The following is a 16,376-nucleotide window of genomic DNA, read 5'->3' on the forward strand; positions in this document are numbered from 1 at the left end:
AGTCGACGTGTAGTGCCAGCTATCCGCACCACACATCCACAAGACCGGCACGCAGTCGCGTACCGACCCGATCATCAACCATCCAGTTCGCTCCAGCGCGCGAACGCCGCATCCAGCTGCGCCTGCGCGGCGCCCAATGCGGCGGTGTGCGCGGCCATCGCCGCACTGTCGCGCTGGTAGAAGGCCGGGTCGTTCATCGCCTCGGTCAGTGCTGCGACCTGCTGTTCCAGGGTTTCGATCAACGCCGGCAGTTGCTCCAGCTCGCGCGCGTCCTTGTAGCTGAGCTTGCGCTTGGGCGCGGCATCGGCCGGCACCGCAGCCGCCACCGGCGTGGTCGCCGCCGCCGTTGCCGATGCCTTGGCAACCGCCATCGCGTTGGGCGCCGGGGTGCGGCGTTGACGCAACGAATCGCTGTAACCGCCGACGTAATCGCCGATCAGGCCCTCGCCTTCCATCACCAAGGTGGAAGTCACCACGTTGTCGAGGAAGTCGCGGTCATGGCTGACCAGCAGCAAGGTGCCGGTGTACTCGCCGAGCAGCTCTTCCAGCAGCTCCAGCGTTTCCACGTCCAGATCGTTGGTCGGCTCGTCCATCACCAGCAGGTTGGATGGCTGTGCGAACAGGCGTGCCAGCAGCAGCCGATTGCGCTCGCCACCGGACAGCCGGGTGATCGGCGCACGGGCGCGCTCGGGCGTGAACAAAAAGTCCTGCAGATACGCGTGCACATGCTTGCGCTTGCCGTTGATCTCGATGAAATCGCGGCCTTCGGCCACGTTCTCGATCGCGCTCCAGTCCTCGCGCAATGTGGAACGGTACTGGTCGAAATACGCAATCTGCAGATTGGTGCCGATGCGGATCTCGCCCTGCTGTGCTTGCAGATCGCCCAGCAACAGCTTGAGCAAGGTGGTCTTGCCGCTGCCGTTGGGGCCGATCAGACCGATGCGGTCGCCACGCTGGATGATGGTCGAAAAATCCTTGACCATCGTGCGCGAACCGAATGCGAAGCCGACCTCCTTGGCCTCGATCACCTTCTTGCCGGAGGACTCGCCCTGCGAGACTTCCATGCGCACGTTGCCGGTCAGGTCGCGGCGTTGCACACGCTCGTTGCGCATCGATTCCAGACGCCGCACGCGGCCTTCGTCGCGGGTGCGCCGCGCCTTGATGCCCTGACGGATCCAGATCTCTTCCTGCGCCAGCATCTTGTCGAAGCGCGCATTTTCCTGCGCCTGCGCATTGAGCCGCTCTTCGCGGCGGCGTTCGTAATTGGCCCAGTCGCCCGGCCAGCTGGTGACCTGGCCACGATCGATCTCGACGATGCGGGTGGCCAGCGCACGCAGGAAGCGCCGGTCATGGGTGACGAACAGCACGCTGCCGTTCCAGTTCTTCAGGAACGACTCCAGCCAGTCGATGGCTTCGATGTCCAGATGGTTGGTCGGCTCGTCCAGCAGCAGCACATCCGGCGAGGACACCAGCGAGCGCGCCAGCAGCACGCGCCGCTTCATGCCGCCGGACAACCGCGCAAACTCCGCATCGCCATCCAGTTCCAGCTTGGTCAGCGTCTCGCTGACGCGCTGATCCAGCGCCCAGCCGTCGGCTGCATCGATCTTGGCCTGCACCTTGCCGAACGCATCGGCATCGAACACCTCGGCATGGCTGAGCTGATGGAACTCGGCAAGCCAATGACCCAGCTCGCCCAGGCCGTCGGCCACCACATCGAACACGCTGCCGCCGGTGCCCTGCGGCACCTCCTGCTCCAGCCGCGCGATGCGCACGCCCTGTTGCACGCGCACTTCGCCGTCGTCGGGCTTGAGCTCGCCGGCAATCAGTTTCATCAAGGTCGATTTGCCGGCGCCGTTGCGGCCGATCAGGGCGATACGCTCGCCCGGCTCGATCGTGAGGTCGGTTTTTTCCAGCAACAAGGGGCCGCCGACGCTGTAGTCGACGCTTTGCAGAGTGATTAAAGGCATGGGCCGATTGTACGGGAATCGGGAATGGTGAATCGGGAATGGAAAAAGCCCCGCCGTTGCGATTCCCCATTCCCCACTCCCGATTCCCGCTAAAATGCGCCATGAACGAATTCTCCGCGCTGCCGCTGTCGCCGGCCCTGGCCCCCGGCATCGACGCCCTTGGCTACACCGTCCTTACTCCCATCCAGGCGCAAAGCCTGCCGCCGATCCTGCAGGGGCTGGACGTCATCGCCCAGGCGCCGACCGGCAGCGGCAAGACAGCCGCATTCGGGCTGGGCCTGCTGCAAAAGCTCGATCCTGCCTTGACCCGCGCGCAGGCGCTGGTGCTCTGTCCCACCCGCGAACTGGCCGACCAGGTCGGCAAGCAGCTGCGCAAGCTGGCCACCGGCATCCCCAACATGAAGCTGGTGGTACTCACCGGCGGCATGCCGCTGGGCCCGCAACTGGCCTCGCTGGAAGCGCATGACCCGCAAGTGGTGGTCGGCACGCCCGGCCGCATCCAGGAACTGGCCCGCAAGCGCGCGCTGCATCTGGGCGGCGTGCGCACGCTGGTGCTGGACGAGGCCGACCGCATGCTCGACATGGGCTTCGAAGAACCCATCCGCGAGATCGCCAGCCGCTGCGACAAACACCGTCAGAGCCTGCTGTTCTCGGCGACCTTCCCGGACATCATCCGCACGCTGGCGCGCGAGATCCTGAAGGACCCGATCGAAATCACCGTCGAAGGCGCCGACAACGCGCCGGAAATCGACCAGCAGTTCTTCGAGGTCGACCCGACCTATCGGCAGAAGGCCGTCGCCGGCCTGCTGCTGCGCTTCAATCCCGAATCCAGCGTGGTGTTCTGCAATACCCGCAAGGAAGTGGACGAAGTGGCCGGCTCGCTGCAGGAGTTCGGCTTTTCCGCGCTCGCGCTGCATGGTGACATGGAACAGCGCGACCGCGACGAAGTGCTGGTGCGCTTCGTCAACCGCAGCTGCAACGTGCTGGTGGCCAGCGATGTGGCCGCACGCGGACTGGACGTGGAAGACCTGTCGGCAGTGGTCAATTACGAGTTGCCCACCGATACCGAGACCTACCGCCACCGCATCGGCCGCACGGCACGCGCCGGCAAGCGCGGGTTGGCGCTCAGCCTGGTGGCCTCGCGCGAGACTGGCCGCGCGCAGGCACTGGAAGCCGAACAAGGCCAGCCGCTGAAGTGGTCGCGCACACCGTTGGCCACCGCCCGCCCCGCGCAGCTGCCGCAAGCGGCCATGACGACCTTGCGCATCGACGGCGGCAAGACCGACAAGCTGCGTGCCGGCGACATCCTCGGCGCACTGACCGGCGAAGCCGGACTCTCGGGCGCGGCAATCGGCAAGATCGCGATCTACCCCACCCGCTCCTATGTCGCCATCGCCCGCGCGCACGTCGCCAAGGCGCTGGCACATCTGCATGCGGGCAAGATCAAGGGACGCCGGTTCCGGGTCAGCAAGCTGTAACCAACGTGCGGCAGCGACCCTGCCGACCATCCGAGCGAGCGGCGGCCACAGCGCCTGCCGCGGGATCCACAGGGATGCGCACGTTGGCGCATATGGGCGAGCTGCACACGGCGGCACGACCGTTGTGCCGGTTTGCAGGCCGTCAGAGCAGCGAGACGCGCAGTCGGAAAGACGCCTGGATCAATAGCTCAACGTGGCCAGCAATGGCACGTCATTGGCCCATTTCTCGCGGCCCTGCAGCGCCAGCAGCTCGACCAGCACCGCCGCGCCGACCACTTCCAGTTCCAGTTGTGCGGCCAGACTCAAGGCCGCGCGCAGCGTACCTCCGGTGGCCAGCACGTCGTCGACGATCAAGACACGGGCACCGCGGGGTAACGCGTCCTCGTGCATTTCGATGCGATCGGTGCCGTATTCCAGCGCGTATTCCTGGATCAGCGTCCGCCCCGGCAGTTTGCCGGGCTTGCGCACCGGCACAAAGCCCGTGCGCAATTCACGCGCCAGGGCCGCACCCAGGATGAAACCGCGCGCCTCGATGCCCAGTACCGCGTCCAGCGGCGTGGTGCGCCAGGGCTGCGCCATTTCATCCAGTGCGGAAGCGAAGTCGGGGCCATCGGACAGCAGCGGCGTGATGTCCTTGAAGACGATGCCCGGCTTGGGAAAATCGGCGATGTCGCGGATCCGTTCGGACCATTGGTTGGGTCCGGAAGAATGGGTGCCGGCGCAGCGGGTGCAGTCAGTCATGGTGGCGGTGGCGTCAAGGCCGGTGGGGACCACCCTATTCTAGGCTGCGTGGACGCACGACGCCGCGTTTACGGCATACCTGCGCCTGAGCGCGTCAGGAACTGCAGGACAGCATCGAACAACCGGCGCGGTCGCGCGCCCAGTCCGGCCGCCGCGCGGCAAACGCATCGCGGCCCGGCTGGTCGTCGTACGGATGGCGCATGACCTCCAGCAATTCCTGCACACCCGATGGATCGCCCTGCTCGGCCAGATCGATTGCCTGCTGCGCCAGATAATTGCGCAGCACATAGCGCGGATTGGCCAGGCGCATGCGTTCGCGCCGCTCATCCGGCGGCAGCGTGTCCTGCCGCAGCCGCGCAGCGTAGCGCTGCAGCCACGCCTGCAATTGCGCGGCATGCGCAAGGCGCTTGTCCCGGTCGTAGAACGCTTCGCGCAGCAACTCCAGATCTGGACGTTCGGGCGCAAATGCGATCAGGCTGCGGAATGTCAGCGTCATGTCCATTTCGGCGTCGAGCATCAGCGCGCGCAGCGCATCGATCAACTGCAGATCCTCGTCGCGGCAATCGGCCAGGCCTAATTTGGCAGCGGTGTCGCGGCGGTCGCAGGCCAGGTAGGTATCGCGGAAGCGGTCCAGTCCCTGCTGCAACCGTGCCTGGTCGGCAAACAGCGGCGCCAGCGCCTGCGCCAGGCGCCCCAGGTTCCAATACGCGACCTGTGGCTGGGTGCCGAAGCGATAGCGACGGCCCTGCGCATCGGTGGTGTTCGGCGTCCAGTCCGGGTCGTAGTCGTCGACCCAGCCATAGGGGCCATAATCGATGGTCAGACCCAGGATCGACATGTTGTCGGTGTTCATCACCCCATGCAAGAACCCTACCCGCATCCAGTGCGCCACCATCACCGCGGTGCGCTCGCAGACCTGCGCAAACCAGGCGGCATACAACTCGTCGCCGGCACCTTCCAGTTCCGGGAAATCGCGTGAGATGGTGAAATCCGCCCATTGCCGCAGCAGCGCGAGATCGCCGCGCGCACTGGGCAACTCGAAGTTGCCGAAGCGGATGAACGAGGGTGACACCCGGCACACGATCGCGCCTGGCTCGCGCTGCGGCCGGCCGTCGTAGAACATGTCACGCACCACCGCATCGCCGGTGGTCACCAGACTGAGCGCGCGCGTAGTCGGCACGCCCAGATGATGCATCGCTTCGCTGCACAGGAATTCGCGGATGGACGAGCGCAGCACGGCGCGCCCATCGGCCCCGCGCGAATAGGGCGTCGGGCCGGCGCCCTTGAGCTGCAGCTCGTAGCGGCCGCCATCGACCCCGATCGCCTCGCCCAGCGAAATCGCCCGGCCATCGCCCAGCTGGCCAGCCCAATGCCCGAACTGGTGCCCGCCATAATTGACCGCCCATGGCTGCATGCCCGGATACACCGCATTGCCGGCAAACACCTCGGCAAAGCGCGCACTGCCGATCTCCGCGGCATCCAGCCCCAGCCGCTGCGCGACATCTGCGGAACACGCCAGCAGACGTGGCGCGGCGACTGGCGTCGGCTCGACCGTCGACCATGCAGCGCGTACTTCGCGGCGGCGTGGGCCTTGTTCGGAATCACCGGGCAACTGCTGGCGCAGGCGGTTGTCAAATTGCAGGGTCGTCATGGCTGCCAGCGTAGGCCAACGACAATGAACTTCGCATGCGTAACCGCGCATCCGGCTTTGCGCACGTACCGTATCTTCGATCAGCTTGCCGCCACCAAGCGGGCTCGTCCTGCAAAGGCTGGCGACGACCACAGCGTTAATTCTCCCTGCCCTTCAACAGACATCGCCCATGCCATCGCGCACTTATCGCTGGTTTCGCCCCGCCCTCCTGCTGCTCGGTTCGCTGACGCTGACCGCCTGCAGCAGCGTGTTCTTTGGCGGCATCAACGCCGCCTCCAGCCGCGACGGCATTGTCGAGCATCGCGATCAGGTGTTCGATGCGGCGCATGGTCTGGCCCTGGACGTCTACCAGCCGCGTGGCGCGGTGAATGCACCGGTGGTGGTGTTTTTCTATGGTGGCTCCTGGAAGCGTGGCGCCCGTGCAAACTATCGTTGGATCGGCAGATCGCTGGCCCGCGAGGGTATGGTGGTGATGGTGGCTGACTATCGGAAGTATCCACAGGTCCGACTGGACGGCTTCATGACCGATGCCGCACAGGCCACCGCGTGGAGCCATCAGCACGCACGCGAATACGGCGGAGACCCTACTCGCCTAGCTGTGATGGGCCACTCCGCTGGCGCGCACATTGCTGGACTGCTCGCCACAGATCGCAGATGGCTGCAAGCACAGGGCATGCAGCCACGCCAACTCTGCGGTTTCGTAGGTATGGCTGGCCCTTATGACTTCTCGCCGATGGACGACCCTGAATTGATCCAGATCTTCGGCACGTCATCTGCCGAACAGGAAGCCTCACAACCGATTCGTCATGTGGACGGGGACGAGCCGCCGATGTTGTTGCTGCACGGCGATGCCGACCATGTCGTAGAACCGCGTAACAGTGCAGTTCTCGCGGCCGCCGAGCAACGGGTGGGGGGCCAAGCACACAGCATTTTTTATCCCGGAATGGGCCATATGCGCCTGGTCCTATCTCTACGCAAGGACTCGCAGGCGTTATATGACACGCTCCAGTTCCTGCGGCAGTGTCGGCGCCCGGACTGATCTGCGTCTGCTGCCGGTGAGGCTGTGCGGCGCGGGATCAGGGAGTCAGAAGTCGGGAGTCGCCAAACCCGAAACGGGCGCCGACACGCAGCTCGACCTGCGCCTCCCTGGCGTGGATCGGCACGGCGACGTTGGCATCACTCGACTGACTTACGCCCCATCAGCTCGAACGGGCCGCCCTTCTTCAGTGCGGCCTGATACGCCGGACGGGCTTCGATGCGCGCGAGAAAGGCACGCAGACGTGGATAGCTCTCCAGCCCGCCGCCGCGTGCGGCGGCGGCCTGTACCGGGAAACTCATCTGGATATCGGCCGCTGTAAAACGTTCGCCGGCAAACCATTCGCTTGCCTGCAGCGACTGCTCCATCCAGTCCAGATGCAGTTTGAGCTGCGGACCGACGAAGCCAGCCATCGCCTTGTCCACGATCGCGCGTGCGATGGGCTTGGCGAAGAACGGCATCGGCGCGCTGCGAATGCGCCCGAAGATCAGGGTCATCAGCAACGGCGGCATTGCCGAACCTTCGGCGTAATGCATCCAGTAACGGAACTTCAGGCGCTCCGACGACTCCAGCGGACGTGGCGGCGGCGACAGCGCGCATTCGGTGTCGTAGCGTTCGGTCAAAAACTCTAGGATTGCGCCGGACTCGGCCACGGTCAGATCGCCGTCGACAACCACAGGCGACTTGCCGAGCGGATGGATGGCGCGCAAGGCCGCCGGTGCCAGCATGGTCTTGGGATCGCGCTCATGCCGGACGATCTGGTACGGCAGCGCCAGTTCTTCCAGCAGCCACAGCACGCGCTGGGAACGGGAATTGTTGAGGTGGTGGACAGTGATCATGGCAGGGACTGCGCGCGGAAAGCGCACATGCTACCGATCCGCGTGTCGTCGCTGCGCTCACCTGAGCGGGCCGGGCCGGCCAGCGCTGTCTAGCGCATCGATCAAATCGCGCGCAATAAAAAACGCCGGTCGCTTGCGCGACCGGCGTTTTTGGCAACCTTACGGTTGCAGACGGATTAGACCGCCTGCACCTGGTCAGCCTGCATGCCCTTCTGGCCCTGCACGGCGACGAAGGTCACTTTCTGGCCTTCCTGCAGCGACTTGAAGCCGGTGCCCTGGATGGCACGGAAGTGCACGAACAGGTCCGGGCCGCTTTCCGGGGTGATGAAGCCGAAGCCCTTGGCATCATTGAACCACTTCACGGTACCGCTCTGACGATCTGACATTTACAAACTCCTGAACTATAGATGGATAAATCGCAGCGTCCGAAAAGCCGGAGCTGAGACTGAGTTGCAGGCGTTGGTAAAGCGGAACGATGAAGCGAGATCTGTAACGATCCGGCTGCATCAGGCCACGATTCACGGTGACCCTTGCAAACACAGTGCGTGCACAGTACTCGTCTTCCAAGCAAAAAGCGACACCTTGCGTCAAATTTTTTACTGTCAGGCCAGATCCGACCACCTGTCAGGCCCTTTCCCCTATCGATTCAGTACATGAATACGCATCCCCTGCCGTCCCGCCCGCATATCTGGGTCGATGCCGATGCCTGCCCTGCAGTCATTCGCGACATTCTGTTTCGCGCCGCCGCACGCACCGGCATTGCCGTCACGCTGGTCGCCAATCACTTTCTGCAGACCCCTCGCCTGGCCCACGTGCGTGCGCTGCAGGTACCTGGAGGGCCGGACGCGGCCGATGACGCCATTGCCGCACGGGTGGCCACAGGCGACCTGGTCGTCACCCAGGACATCCCGCTGGCTGCCCGCGCCCTGGAAGCCGGAGCGGCCGCCGTGAGCCCGCGTGGCGAGCCGTTTACCGGCGACAGCATCAAGGAGCGCCTGTCGGTGCGCGGCTTTCTGGAGGAACTGCGCGGCGCCGGCATCGTCACCGGCGGGCCGGCGGCCCTGCATCCGCGCGACCGCCAGGCATTTGCCGCCCAGCTGGACCGCTGGCTGGCCGAGGTGGCGCGCACGTAAGCGCAGCACGCCGGGATTGCAGCGGGGGCGTATCATGGGCGCCCTTTGCAACCGGCATCCTGATGGCCCTTACCGCCACCGTCCGCAGGGCGGAACTCCAGATCAGCGACATGGACCGTGGCTACTACGCCAACCATTCATTGACCCTGGCCCAGCACCCCTCCGAAACCGACGAGCGCCTGATGGTGCGGCTGCTGGCGTTTGCGCTGTTCGCCGACGACCGCCTGGAATTTGGCCGCGGCCTCAGCAACGAGGACGAACCCGACCTGTGGCGACGCGACTACACCGGCGACCCGGACCTGTGGATCGACCTCGGCCAGCCGGACGAAAGCCGGGTGCGCAAGGCCTGCAATCGTTCGCGTGAGGCGGTGGTGATCGGCTACGGCGGCCAGGCCACCGAAACCTGGTGGAAGAAGCAGGCCAACGCGCTTGGCCGGCAGCGCAACCTGCGCGTGATCGAGCTGGACGCGCAGGCTACCGAAGCGCTGGGCGCGCTGATCCAGCGCGGCATGCGCTTCGATGTGATCATCCAGGACGGCGAGGTGCAGATGCTGGCCGACCACGGCAGCGTCACCCTGACCCCGACGGTGCGGCAAGCTCCGGCCGAATGAGCATGCGTTGCGACGTTGTGGTCGTCGGTGCCGGCGCGGCCGGACTGATGAGCGCCTTCACCGCCGGCCGGCGCGGCCGCCAGGTGCTGGTGATCGACCATGCCAACAAGGTCGGCAAGAAGATCCTGATGTCCGGTGGCGGGCGCTGCAACTTCACCAATACCGGCACCACGCCGGGCAACTTCCTCTCGGCCAACCGCCACTTCTGCAAGTCCGCCCTCGCCCGCTATAGCCCGCTGGATTTCGTGGAGATGGTCGAGCGCCACGGCATCGCCTATCACGAGAAAGAGCTGGGCCAGCTGTTCTGCGACATCTCGTCCAAGCAGATCGTGCGCATGCTGCTGGACGAATGCGACGCGGCGGGTGTGCAGGTGCGTACCGACTGCGAGGTGCATTCGGTGCAGCGTGGCAGCGAGGGCTTCACCGTGGAGACCAGCCAGGGACGGGTGCAGGCGCAGTCGCTGATCGTGGCGACCGGCGGGCTGTCGATCCCGAGCATGGGCGCCAGCGGCTTTGGCTATGCGCTGGCCCAGCAATTCGGCCACACGCTGTTGCCGACGCGCGCCGGGCTGGTGCCGCTGACCTTGAGCGGCAAGCACCAGGAGCGGCTGCAGGATCTGGCCGGGCTGGCGCTACCGGTCGAAGCGCAGTGCAACGGGGTCAGCTTCCGCAACTTCATGCTGGTGACCCACCGCGGCGTCAGTGGCCCGGCCATCCTGCAGATCTCCTCGTACTGGCAACCCGGCGACGACCTGCGCCTGGACCTGCTGCCCGGCCAGGATGCTGCGGCATGGTTGCGCGAACAAAAAAATCAGCGTGGCGCAACCGAGCTGCGCAACGTGCTGGCCGACGTGCTGCCACGGCGGCTTGCCCAGCGCCTGTGCGAGGTATGGCTGCCGGACAAGCCGGTCCGCCAGCTCGACCCGCCGCAGTTGCAGGCCGCCGCCGACCTGCTGGCCGCCTTTCCGCTGATCGCCAGTGGAACCGAAGGCTATCGCACCGCTGAAGTAACGCTGGGAGGTGTCGATACCCACCAGGTCTCCAGTGCAAGCATGGAGTCGCGTCTGGTGGCCGGCCTGTACTTTGTCGGCGAGGTGCTGGATGTGACCGGATGGTTGGGCGGCTACAACTTTCAGTGGGCATGGGCGTCCGGTCATGCCGCCGGAAGCGTAGCCTGATGCCAACGCCACGCGCGGAAACGTGGCTGGAGTCTCACCCCGGATGCGGCCTTGTCCACAGACATGGACGCGGCCGAGTTCCTTCGTGTATTAAAGCCCGTCGCTAGGGAAACGCGCATGCAGAAAGGCAAAGATCTCACCCTCCGCTTGATGATCGTCGACGATAGTGTCGAAGGCGCAGAGGCGATCGTAACCGCGTTGCGCAACGGCGGCATCGCGGTGCGTCCATCGCGGCCACAAACCCCGGAAGAGCTCGCCAGCATGCTGTCGGGGCAGATCGATCTGGCCTTGCACGGGCAGGCGCTGCAGATCCCGATGAGTGCGTTGCAGCAGCAGATCGCCGGCAGCGGCAAGGACATCCCGATCATCCTGCTGGCCGAGCGGATCGAAGAGAATGCGCTGGTCGAGGCTGCGGCGCATGGCATTCGCGCCATCGTACTGCGGCATCGCCCCGAACACCTGCTGGCGCTGGTGCGCTCGGAATGGGCCGACCTGCAGGCACGCCGCGGCCTGCGCCGCATCGAGGCGCAGATGCGCGAGACCGAGCGACGCTGCGACGCCTTGATCGCCTCCTCGCGCGACCCGATCGCCTACGTGCACGAAGGCATGCATATCCGCGCCAACGAGGCGTATCTGGACATGTTCGGCTTCGAGTCGTTCGACGACGTCGAGGGCGTGTCGCTGCTGGACATGATCGCCGCGCAGTATGTGGACGACTTCAAGCAGCTGCTCAAGGCGATGTCCAAGGGCGAGCCGCCGCCGGCGCAGTACAAGGTCGACGCACGCCGGCTGGAAGGCGACACCTTCCCGGCGACGATGGAGTTCGCCACCGCGACTTACGAAGGCGAGCCGTGCATCCAGGTGGTGTTCCGCCGTCGCGAGGAATTCGATCCGGAGCTGGCGCGCGAGGTCGAGGACCTGCGTCAGCGCGACCAGGTCACCGGCCTGCTCAACCGCCCCACCTTCATGGTGGCACTGGAACAGGCGGTGGCGCGCGCCGGCCGCAGCGAAGGCCAGGCCGGCTTCCTGTTGATCGAGCCCGACCATTACGCGCGCCTGCTGCCCGAGATCGGCCTGGATTCGGCTGATGCACTGATCGCCGCCCTGGCCGCGCATGTGGCCAGCGTGACCGATGAGAGCGTGGTCGCCGCGCGTTTCGGCGAGCACAGCTTCGCGTTGCTGATGGATGGCAATTACGCGCGCACGCACGCATTGGCGGAACTGGTGCGCGACGCCTTCGCGCAGCACGTCTTCAGCATCGGCGCGCGCTCGGCCACGGTGACGGTGAGCATCGGCGGCGTACAGATCGGCGAGAAGATCGCCAGCATCGGGCAGGTGCTCAACCGCGGCACCGAGGCGGTACGCACCACCGCCGAGCTGGGCGGCAATGCGATCAGCATCTACGACCCGGCAGCGGCCGACCGGGCCGAAGAGGAACGTATCGAACGCTGGGTGCAACAGCTGCGCGAGGCACTGGTCGGCGACGGCTTCCTGCTGCACTACCAGCCGGTGCTCAACCTGCAGGGCGAGCCGCTGGAGCTGTATCAGGTCTTCCTGCGGCTGGAGCGCAACGGCGAAATGATGTCGCCGAACGCCTTCATGGCGATCGCCGAAGAACACGATCTGATCACCGAGATCGACCGCTGGGTGGTGGCGCGCGCGATCCGCCAGCTCGGCGAGCGGCAGCGTGTGGGACACGCCACGCACCTGCTGGTACGCATCGGGCCCAACTCGTTCTCCGATCCGCAGATGATCGACATTATCCGCGATCAGCTGGCCGTGTACGGCGTGCCGGGCGAACGGCTGTGGTTGCAGACGCCGGAATCGAAAGTGTTCACCCATCTGCGCAATGCCCAGCAGTTCCTGGCGGCGGTGTCGGCGATGGGCTGCAAGGTCGGGCTGGAACAGTTCGGCTCGGGCCTGGATTCGTTCCAGCTGCTGGCGCATTTCCAGCCGGCCTTCCTCAAGCTCGATCGCGGCATTACCGGCGAAGTGGCCTCGGCCCGCGAAAGCCAGGAAAAGATCCGCGAGATCACCTCGCGTGCGCAGCCGGCCGGCATCCTTACCGTGGCCGAGTTCGTGGCCGACGCGCAGTCGATGAGCAGCTTCTTCAGCGCGGGGGTGGACTATGTGCAAGGCGATTTCGTCGCACCGACCGGGCCGTTGATGAACTACGAGTTCGGCTGAGGCCTGCAGCCGTAGCGCATCACTGCCGCCTCGCTCCACCCAACAAAAAACCCGCAGGACGCGGGTTTTTTGTTGGGTGGCGTGAATGAATACGCCACGCGTGCATCTGGCAAGGCCGTCTTACATCGCCGCACCGTTGGCGGCGCGCAGCGCGGCGATGCGCTCGGCCAGCGGCGGGTGGCTCAGGAACAGCCGGCGCAACCCGTCACCGACACCGCCGGAGATGCCGAAGGCCTGCACCTGCGAAGGCAAGGTGTTCTGCCCATGGTTGAGCGACAGGCGTTCCAATGCGGCGATCATCTTGCCGCGGCCCGCCAGTTGCGCACCACCGGCATCGGCGCGGAATTCGCGGCGACGCGAGAACCACATCGCGATCATCGTCGCGAACAGGCCGAACACCATTTCCAGCACGAACACGATGATGTAGTAGGCAAAGCCGCGGCCACCGTCGCGATTGCCTGACATGGCGCTGTCGATGACGCCGCCGACCACGCGCGCCAGCACGATCACAAAGGTATTGAGCACGCCTTGCAGCAAGGCCATGGTGACCATGTCGCCATTGGCGACATGCGCGATTTCATGGCCCAGCACCGCCTCTGCCTCGTCCTGGCGCATGTTCTGCAGCAGCCCGGTGGACACCGCCACCAGCGCGTTGTTGCGGTTGGCACCCGTGGCGAAGGCATTGATTTCCGGGCCGTCGTAGACCGCCACTTCCGGCATGCCGATGCCGGCTGCCTGGGCCTGGCGGCGCACCGTCTCCAGCAGCCAGCGCTCAGTTGGCGTGCGCGGCTCGGTGATCACCTGTGCACCGGTGCTGCGCTTGGCCATGAACTTGGACAGCAGCAACGAAATGAACGAGCCGCCGAACCCGAACACGGCCGCCATCACCAGCAGGCCGCTCATCTGCGCAGGATTGACGCCCAGCACCGACATCACGATGCCGGCCAGCATCAACACCGCAAAATTGGTCAGCAGGAACAGGAAAATGCGGTTGAACATGGTGCGATGACTCCACGCGAGCAGGATGACCTGCAGCGGATCTGCGGTCATCAGCCCTTGAAATCAAGCGATCACCTGACCGACGATTCAGCCGACCATGCCCGCCATTCTCTACCGCGGCCGCTTCGCGCCCTCCCCGACCGGCCCGCTGCATTTCGGCTCCCTGCTGGCGGCGTTCGGCAGCTGGCTGCTCGCGCGGCATGCCGGTGGTCAGTGGTGCATACGCATCGAAGACATCGATCCACCGCGTGCCGAGCCCGGCGCCTCCGAACGTCAGCTGCGCACCCTGGCCGCCTTCGGCCTGCGCCCGGACCTGCCGGTGCTGTATCAATCCGACCGCCACGCGCAATACGACGCCGCAGTCACCACCTTGCTGGAGGCGGGACTGGCCTTCGAATGCAGCTGCAGCCGCGCCGATGTTGCCGGCATGGGCGGCATCCACCATGCCTGCGTGGCGCCGCTGGGCGCCCGCCGCGCGATACGCCTGCGGGTGCCGCCACAGCCACCGGTCGGCTTCGACGACGCGCTGCAGGGCCACGTGGTGCAGGACGTGCATGCCGAAGTCGGCGACGTGGTGCTGCGCCGCGCCGATGGCTACTGGGCGTACCAGCTGGCGGTGGTGATCGACGATGCCGCGCAGGCCATCACCGATGTCGTGCGCGGCGCCGACCTGCTGGACTCCACTCCGCGCCAGTTGCTGCTGCAGCGCGCGCTGGGCCTGCCGCAACCGCGCTATCTGCACCTGCCGCTGATCCTGGATCACGCCGGCCGCAAGCTGTCCAAGTCACACGCCGCACCCGCGCTGGACGATGCGGATCCGCAACCGGCGCTGCACGCCGCCTGGGCCGTCCTGGGACAGGATCCGGCGGCATTGCCGCGCCATGCCGCGCTGGACACCGTGCTGCAGCATGCGGTGCAGCATTTTTTGCCACAGCGGTTGCCCCGGCACCTGCATCTGGACGCGAACGGACGCGCATCACAGCCCCAGCGTGACTAGAATTGCGCCCCAGCACCGGCGTCGGGCCAGGCAGCGCGCCTGTGCCCTGACCGCCACCGTCTTATCCTGTCCATTGGAGTCGTCATGACATCTCGCGTCGTATTGGTCACCGGCGGCACCGGCGGTATCGGCACCGCCATCTGCAAGCGCCTGGCCGACCAGGGCCACCGGGTGGCCAGCAACTTCCGCAATGCCGAAAAGGCCCAGGCCTGGCAGCAGCGCATGCAGACCCAGGGCTACGACATCGCCCTGTTTCGTGGCGACGTGGCGTCATCCGAGCATGCGCGCGCCCTGGTCGAAGAAGTCCAGGCAGCGCTGGGGCCGATCGAAATTCTGGTCAACAACGCCGGCATCACCCGCGACACCACCTTCCATCGCATGACCGCCGAACAATGGCATGACGTCATCAACACCAACCTCAACTCGGTCTTCAATGTCACTCGCCCGGTGATCGAAGGCATGCGCCAGCGCGGCTGGGGACGGGTGATCCAGATCAGTTCGATCAATGGCCTGAAGGGCCAGTACGGGCAGGCCAACTACGCGGCCGCCAAGGCCGGCATGCACGGCTTCACCATCTCGCTGGCGCGCGAAAATGCCGCGTTCGGGGTGACCGTCAATACCGTGTCGCCGGGCTATGTGGCCACCGACATGGTGATGGCGGTCCCGGAAGAGGTGCGCGCCAAGATCGTCGCCGACATCCCCACCGGCCGTTTGGGCCGCCCGGAAGAAATCGCCTATGCGGTGGCATTCCTGGTCGCGGAAGAGGCCGCCTGGATCACCGGCTCCAATCTGGATATCAACGGCGGCCACCACATGGGCTGGTAACGTTTGCTGCAACTTTGCGATGCAGCATAAAAACCCTTGAAAATCATGCTGCGCAGCATTTTTCAGGTGTCTACTTAAGAAAATAAGGCCTTGTGGCGGTTGCAAGGGCTGCTGCGGTGCGCCATCCTGCGCGCACTATCGTTGTGAGTGAACGTTCCATGGCCGGACTTCGCATCATCAAGAAGTATCCCAATCGCCGTCTCTACGACACGGAAATTTCCAGCTACATCACCATCGAGGATGTGCGTCAGCTCATCATCGACGGCGAAGAATTCGAAGTACGCGACGCCAAGAGCGGCGAAGACCTCAGTCGCGCCGTCCTGCTGCAGATCATTGCCGACCGCGAACAGGACGGCGAGCCGATGCTGTCGACCCAGTTGCTGAGCCAGATCATCCGTTTCTACGGCGACTCGCTGCAGGGCTTCATGGGCAATTACCTGGAGCGCAGCATGCAGGTGTTCCTGGATCAGCAGCAGCAGTTCCGCCAGCAGATGGGCAACCTGCTTGGGCAGACCCCGTGGGCGATGATGAACCAGTTGACCGAGCGCAACCTGGAGTTGTGGCAGGAGTTCCAGCGCAACTTCGGTGCCGGCTTTGGTCGTCCGGGCGGCCCTGGCACACCGCCGACGCCGCCGGGTGCCAGCGGCATGGGCAGCGGCCCGATGGGCACTGGCACGCACGGCACTGCCGGCACCGCCGGCAAGGCCCGCAACCGCGGGTAACGCAAGCGCGAC

The 16,376-nt window shown here is 65.5% G+C and carries 15 protein-coding genes; 9 read left to right on the forward strand and 6 right to left on the reverse strand.

Features of this window, described 5'->3' with window-relative positions:
- Nucleotides 1-74 precede the first annotated feature (74 nt).
- Nucleotides 75-1,967: an ATP-binding cassette domain-containing protein gene (locus tag LL972_RS09320; protein WP_228327350.1), complete on the reverse strand. Its 1,893-nt coding sequence runs from the start codon at nucleotides 1,965-1,967 to the stop codon at nucleotides 75-77.
- A gap of 101 nt (nucleotides 1,968-2,068) precedes the next feature.
- On the opposite strand from LL972_RS09320, the gene dbpA reads away from it, so the two are divergent.
- Nucleotides 2,069-3,445 carry an ATP-dependent RNA helicase DbpA gene (gene dbpA / locus LL972_RS09325; RefSeq protein ID WP_228327351.1) on the forward strand — a complete coding sequence of 459 codons (1,377 nt, stop codon included), beginning with the start codon at nucleotides 2,069-2,071 and terminating at the stop codon, nucleotides 3,443-3,445.
- A 180-nt stretch (nucleotides 3,446-3,625) separates the two neighbouring features.
- On the opposite strand, the gene LL972_RS09330 is transcribed toward dbpA, so the two are convergent.
- Together LL972_RS09330 and LL972_RS09335 are read right to left on the reverse strand one after the other, a co-directional pair.
- Nucleotides 3,626-4,186, reverse strand: a complete 561-nt coding sequence (locus tag LL972_RS09330) for an adenine phosphoribosyltransferase (RefSeq protein WP_228327352.1) — start codon at nucleotides 4,184-4,186, stop codon at nucleotides 3,626-3,628.
- A gap of 94 nt (nucleotides 4,187-4,280) precedes the next feature.
- Nucleotides 4,281-5,837 carry a protein adenylyltransferase SelO gene (locus LL972_RS09335; RefSeq protein WP_228327353.1) on the reverse strand — a complete coding sequence of 519 codons (1,557 nt, stop codon included), beginning with the start codon at nucleotides 5,835-5,837 and terminating at the stop codon, nucleotides 4,281-4,283.
- Nucleotides 5,838-6,006: 169 nt separating this feature from the next.
- Here LL972_RS09335 and LL972_RS09340 point away from each other — a divergent pair, with 169 nt between their 5' ends.
- Nucleotides 6,007-6,876: an alpha/beta hydrolase gene (locus LL972_RS09340; RefSeq protein ID WP_228327354.1), complete on the forward strand. Its 870-nt coding sequence runs from the start codon at nucleotides 6,007-6,009 to the stop codon at nucleotides 6,874-6,876.
- A 137-nt stretch (nucleotides 6,877-7,013) separates the two neighbouring features.
- On the opposite strand, the gene LL972_RS09345 is transcribed toward LL972_RS09340, so the two are convergent.
- Nucleotides 7,014-7,712 (reverse strand): glutathione S-transferase, encoded by a 699-nt coding sequence (locus tag LL972_RS09345; RefSeq protein ID WP_228327355.1) that lies wholly within the window; start codon nucleotides 7,710-7,712, stop codon nucleotides 7,014-7,016.
- 176 nt (nucleotides 7,713-7,888) lie between these two features.
- The gene (locus LL972_RS09350) at nucleotides 7,889-8,098 is read right to left on the reverse strand and encodes a cold-shock protein (protein ID WP_006451993.1); all 210 of its coding nucleotides are present in this window, start codon (nucleotides 8,096-8,098) and stop codon (nucleotides 7,889-7,891) included.
- 267 nt (nucleotides 8,099-8,365) lie between these two features.
- Here LL972_RS09350 and LL972_RS09355 point away from each other — a divergent pair, with 267 nt between their 5' ends.
- The 4 genes from LL972_RS09355 to LL972_RS09370 all read left to right on the forward strand — a co-directional run bounded on the left by LL972_RS09355 (nucleotide 8,366) and on the right by LL972_RS09370 (nucleotide 12,821).
- A complete protein-coding gene (locus LL972_RS09355) occupies nucleotides 8,366-8,845 on the forward strand; it encodes a YaiI/YqxD family protein (RefSeq protein WP_228327356.1) in 480 nt (159 codons plus the stop codon).
- A 62-nt stretch (nucleotides 8,846-8,907) separates the two neighbouring features.
- Nucleotides 8,908-9,456, forward strand: a complete 549-nt coding sequence (locus tag LL972_RS09360) for a YaeQ family protein (RefSeq protein WP_228327357.1) — start codon at nucleotides 8,908-8,910, stop codon at nucleotides 9,454-9,456.
- Complete coding sequence (locus tag LL972_RS09365; RefSeq protein ID WP_228327358.1) at nucleotides 9,453-10,634, forward strand: NAD(P)/FAD-dependent oxidoreductase; 1,182 nt, start codon at nucleotides 9,453-9,455, stop codon at nucleotides 10,632-10,634. Before LL972_RS09360 ends, LL972_RS09365 begins: the two co-directional genes overlap by 4 nt.
- A gap of 117 nt (nucleotides 10,635-10,751) precedes the next feature.
- On the forward strand, nucleotides 10,752-12,821 hold the full coding sequence (locus tag LL972_RS09370; protein WP_228327359.1) for a GGDEF/EAL domain-containing response regulator: 2,070 nt from the start codon (nucleotides 10,752-10,754) through the stop codon (nucleotides 12,819-12,821).
- Between the two features lie 120 nt (nucleotides 12,822-12,941).
- Here the strand turns inward: LL972_RS09370 and htpX are convergent, their stop codons facing one another.
- Nucleotides 12,942-13,820, reverse strand: a complete 879-nt coding sequence (gene htpX / locus LL972_RS09375; RefSeq protein ID WP_228327381.1) for a protease HtpX — start codon at nucleotides 13,818-13,820, stop codon at nucleotides 12,942-12,944.
- A 97-nt stretch (nucleotides 13,821-13,917) separates the two neighbouring features.
- Here htpX and gluQRS point away from each other — a divergent pair, with 97 nt between their 5' ends.
- The 3 genes from gluQRS (at nucleotide 13,918) to phaR (ending at nucleotide 16,364) form a co-directional block, all read left to right on the forward strand.
- Entirely contained in the window at nucleotides 13,918-14,817 is a 900-nt protein-coding gene (gene gluQRS, locus LL972_RS09380) for a tRNA glutamyl-Q(34) synthetase GluQRS (RefSeq protein WP_228327360.1), read from the forward strand.
- 84 nt (nucleotides 14,818-14,901) lie between these two features.
- Nucleotides 14,902-15,642 (forward strand): beta-ketoacyl-ACP reductase, encoded by a 741-nt coding sequence (locus LL972_RS09385; RefSeq protein ID WP_126947308.1) that lies wholly within the window; start codon nucleotides 14,902-14,904, stop codon nucleotides 15,640-15,642.
- A gap of 158 nt (nucleotides 15,643-15,800) precedes the next feature.
- Nucleotides 15,801-16,364 carry a polyhydroxyalkanoate synthesis repressor PhaR gene (gene phaR, locus LL972_RS09390; RefSeq protein WP_228327361.1) on the forward strand — a complete coding sequence of 188 codons (564 nt, stop codon included), beginning with the start codon at nucleotides 15,801-15,803 and terminating at the stop codon, nucleotides 16,362-16,364.
- Nucleotides 16,365-16,376: the final 12 nt, after the last annotated feature.

It is taken from the genome of Xanthomonas campestris pv. asclepiadis (genome assembly GCF_020784175.1).
GTDB classification, from domain to species: Bacteria; Pseudomonadota; Gammaproteobacteria; order Xanthomonadales; family Xanthomonadaceae; genus Xanthomonas; species Xanthomonas campestris_D.

Coding starts and splice junctions, on each gene's coding strand:
- LL972_RS09320 (WP_228327350.1), bottom strand. CDS start 1,967: ATGCCTTTAATCACTCTGCAAAGCGTCGACTACAGCGTCGGCGGCCCC.
- dbpA (WP_228327351.1), top strand. CDS start 2,069: ATGAACGAATTCTCCGCGCTGCCGCTGTCGCCGGCCCTGGCCCCCGGC.
- LL972_RS09330 (WP_228327352.1), bottom strand. CDS start 4,186: ATGACTGACTGCACCCGCTGCGCCGGCACCCATTCTTCCGGACCCAAC.
- LL972_RS09335 (WP_228327353.1), bottom strand. CDS start 5,837: ATGACGACCCTGCAATTTGACAACCGCCTGCGCCAGCAGTTGCCCGGT.
- LL972_RS09340 (WP_228327354.1), top strand. CDS start 6,007: ATGCCATCGCGCACTTATCGCTGGTTTCGCCCCGCCCTCCTGCTGCTC.
- LL972_RS09345 (WP_228327355.1), bottom strand. CDS start 7,712: ATGATCACTGTCCACCACCTCAACAATTCCCGTTCCCAGCGCGTGCTG.
- LL972_RS09350 (WP_006451993.1), bottom strand. CDS start 8,098: ATGTCAGATCGTCAGAGCGGTACCGTGAAGTGGTTCAATGATGCCAAG.
- LL972_RS09355 (WP_228327356.1), top strand. CDS start 8,366: ATGAATACGCATCCCCTGCCGTCCCGCCCGCATATCTGGGTCGATGCC.
- LL972_RS09360 (WP_228327357.1), top strand. CDS start 8,908: ATGGCCCTTACCGCCACCGTCCGCAGGGCGGAACTCCAGATCAGCGAC.
- LL972_RS09365 (WP_228327358.1), top strand. CDS start 9,453: ATGAGCATGCGTTGCGACGTTGTGGTCGTCGGTGCCGGCGCGGCCGGA.
- LL972_RS09370 (WP_228327359.1), top strand. CDS start 10,752: ATGCAGAAAGGCAAAGATCTCACCCTCCGCTTGATGATCGTCGACGAT.
- htpX (WP_228327381.1), bottom strand. CDS start 13,820: ATGTTCAACCGCATTTTCCTGTTCCTGCTGACCAATTTTGCGGTGTTG.
- gluQRS (WP_228327360.1), top strand. CDS start 13,918: ATGCCCGCCATTCTCTACCGCGGCCGCTTCGCGCCCTCCCCGACCGGC.
- LL972_RS09385 (WP_126947308.1), top strand. CDS start 14,902: ATGACATCTCGCGTCGTATTGGTCACCGGCGGCACCGGCGGTATCGGC.
- phaR (WP_228327361.1), top strand. CDS start 15,801: ATGGCCGGACTTCGCATCATCAAGAAGTATCCCAATCGCCGTCTCTAC.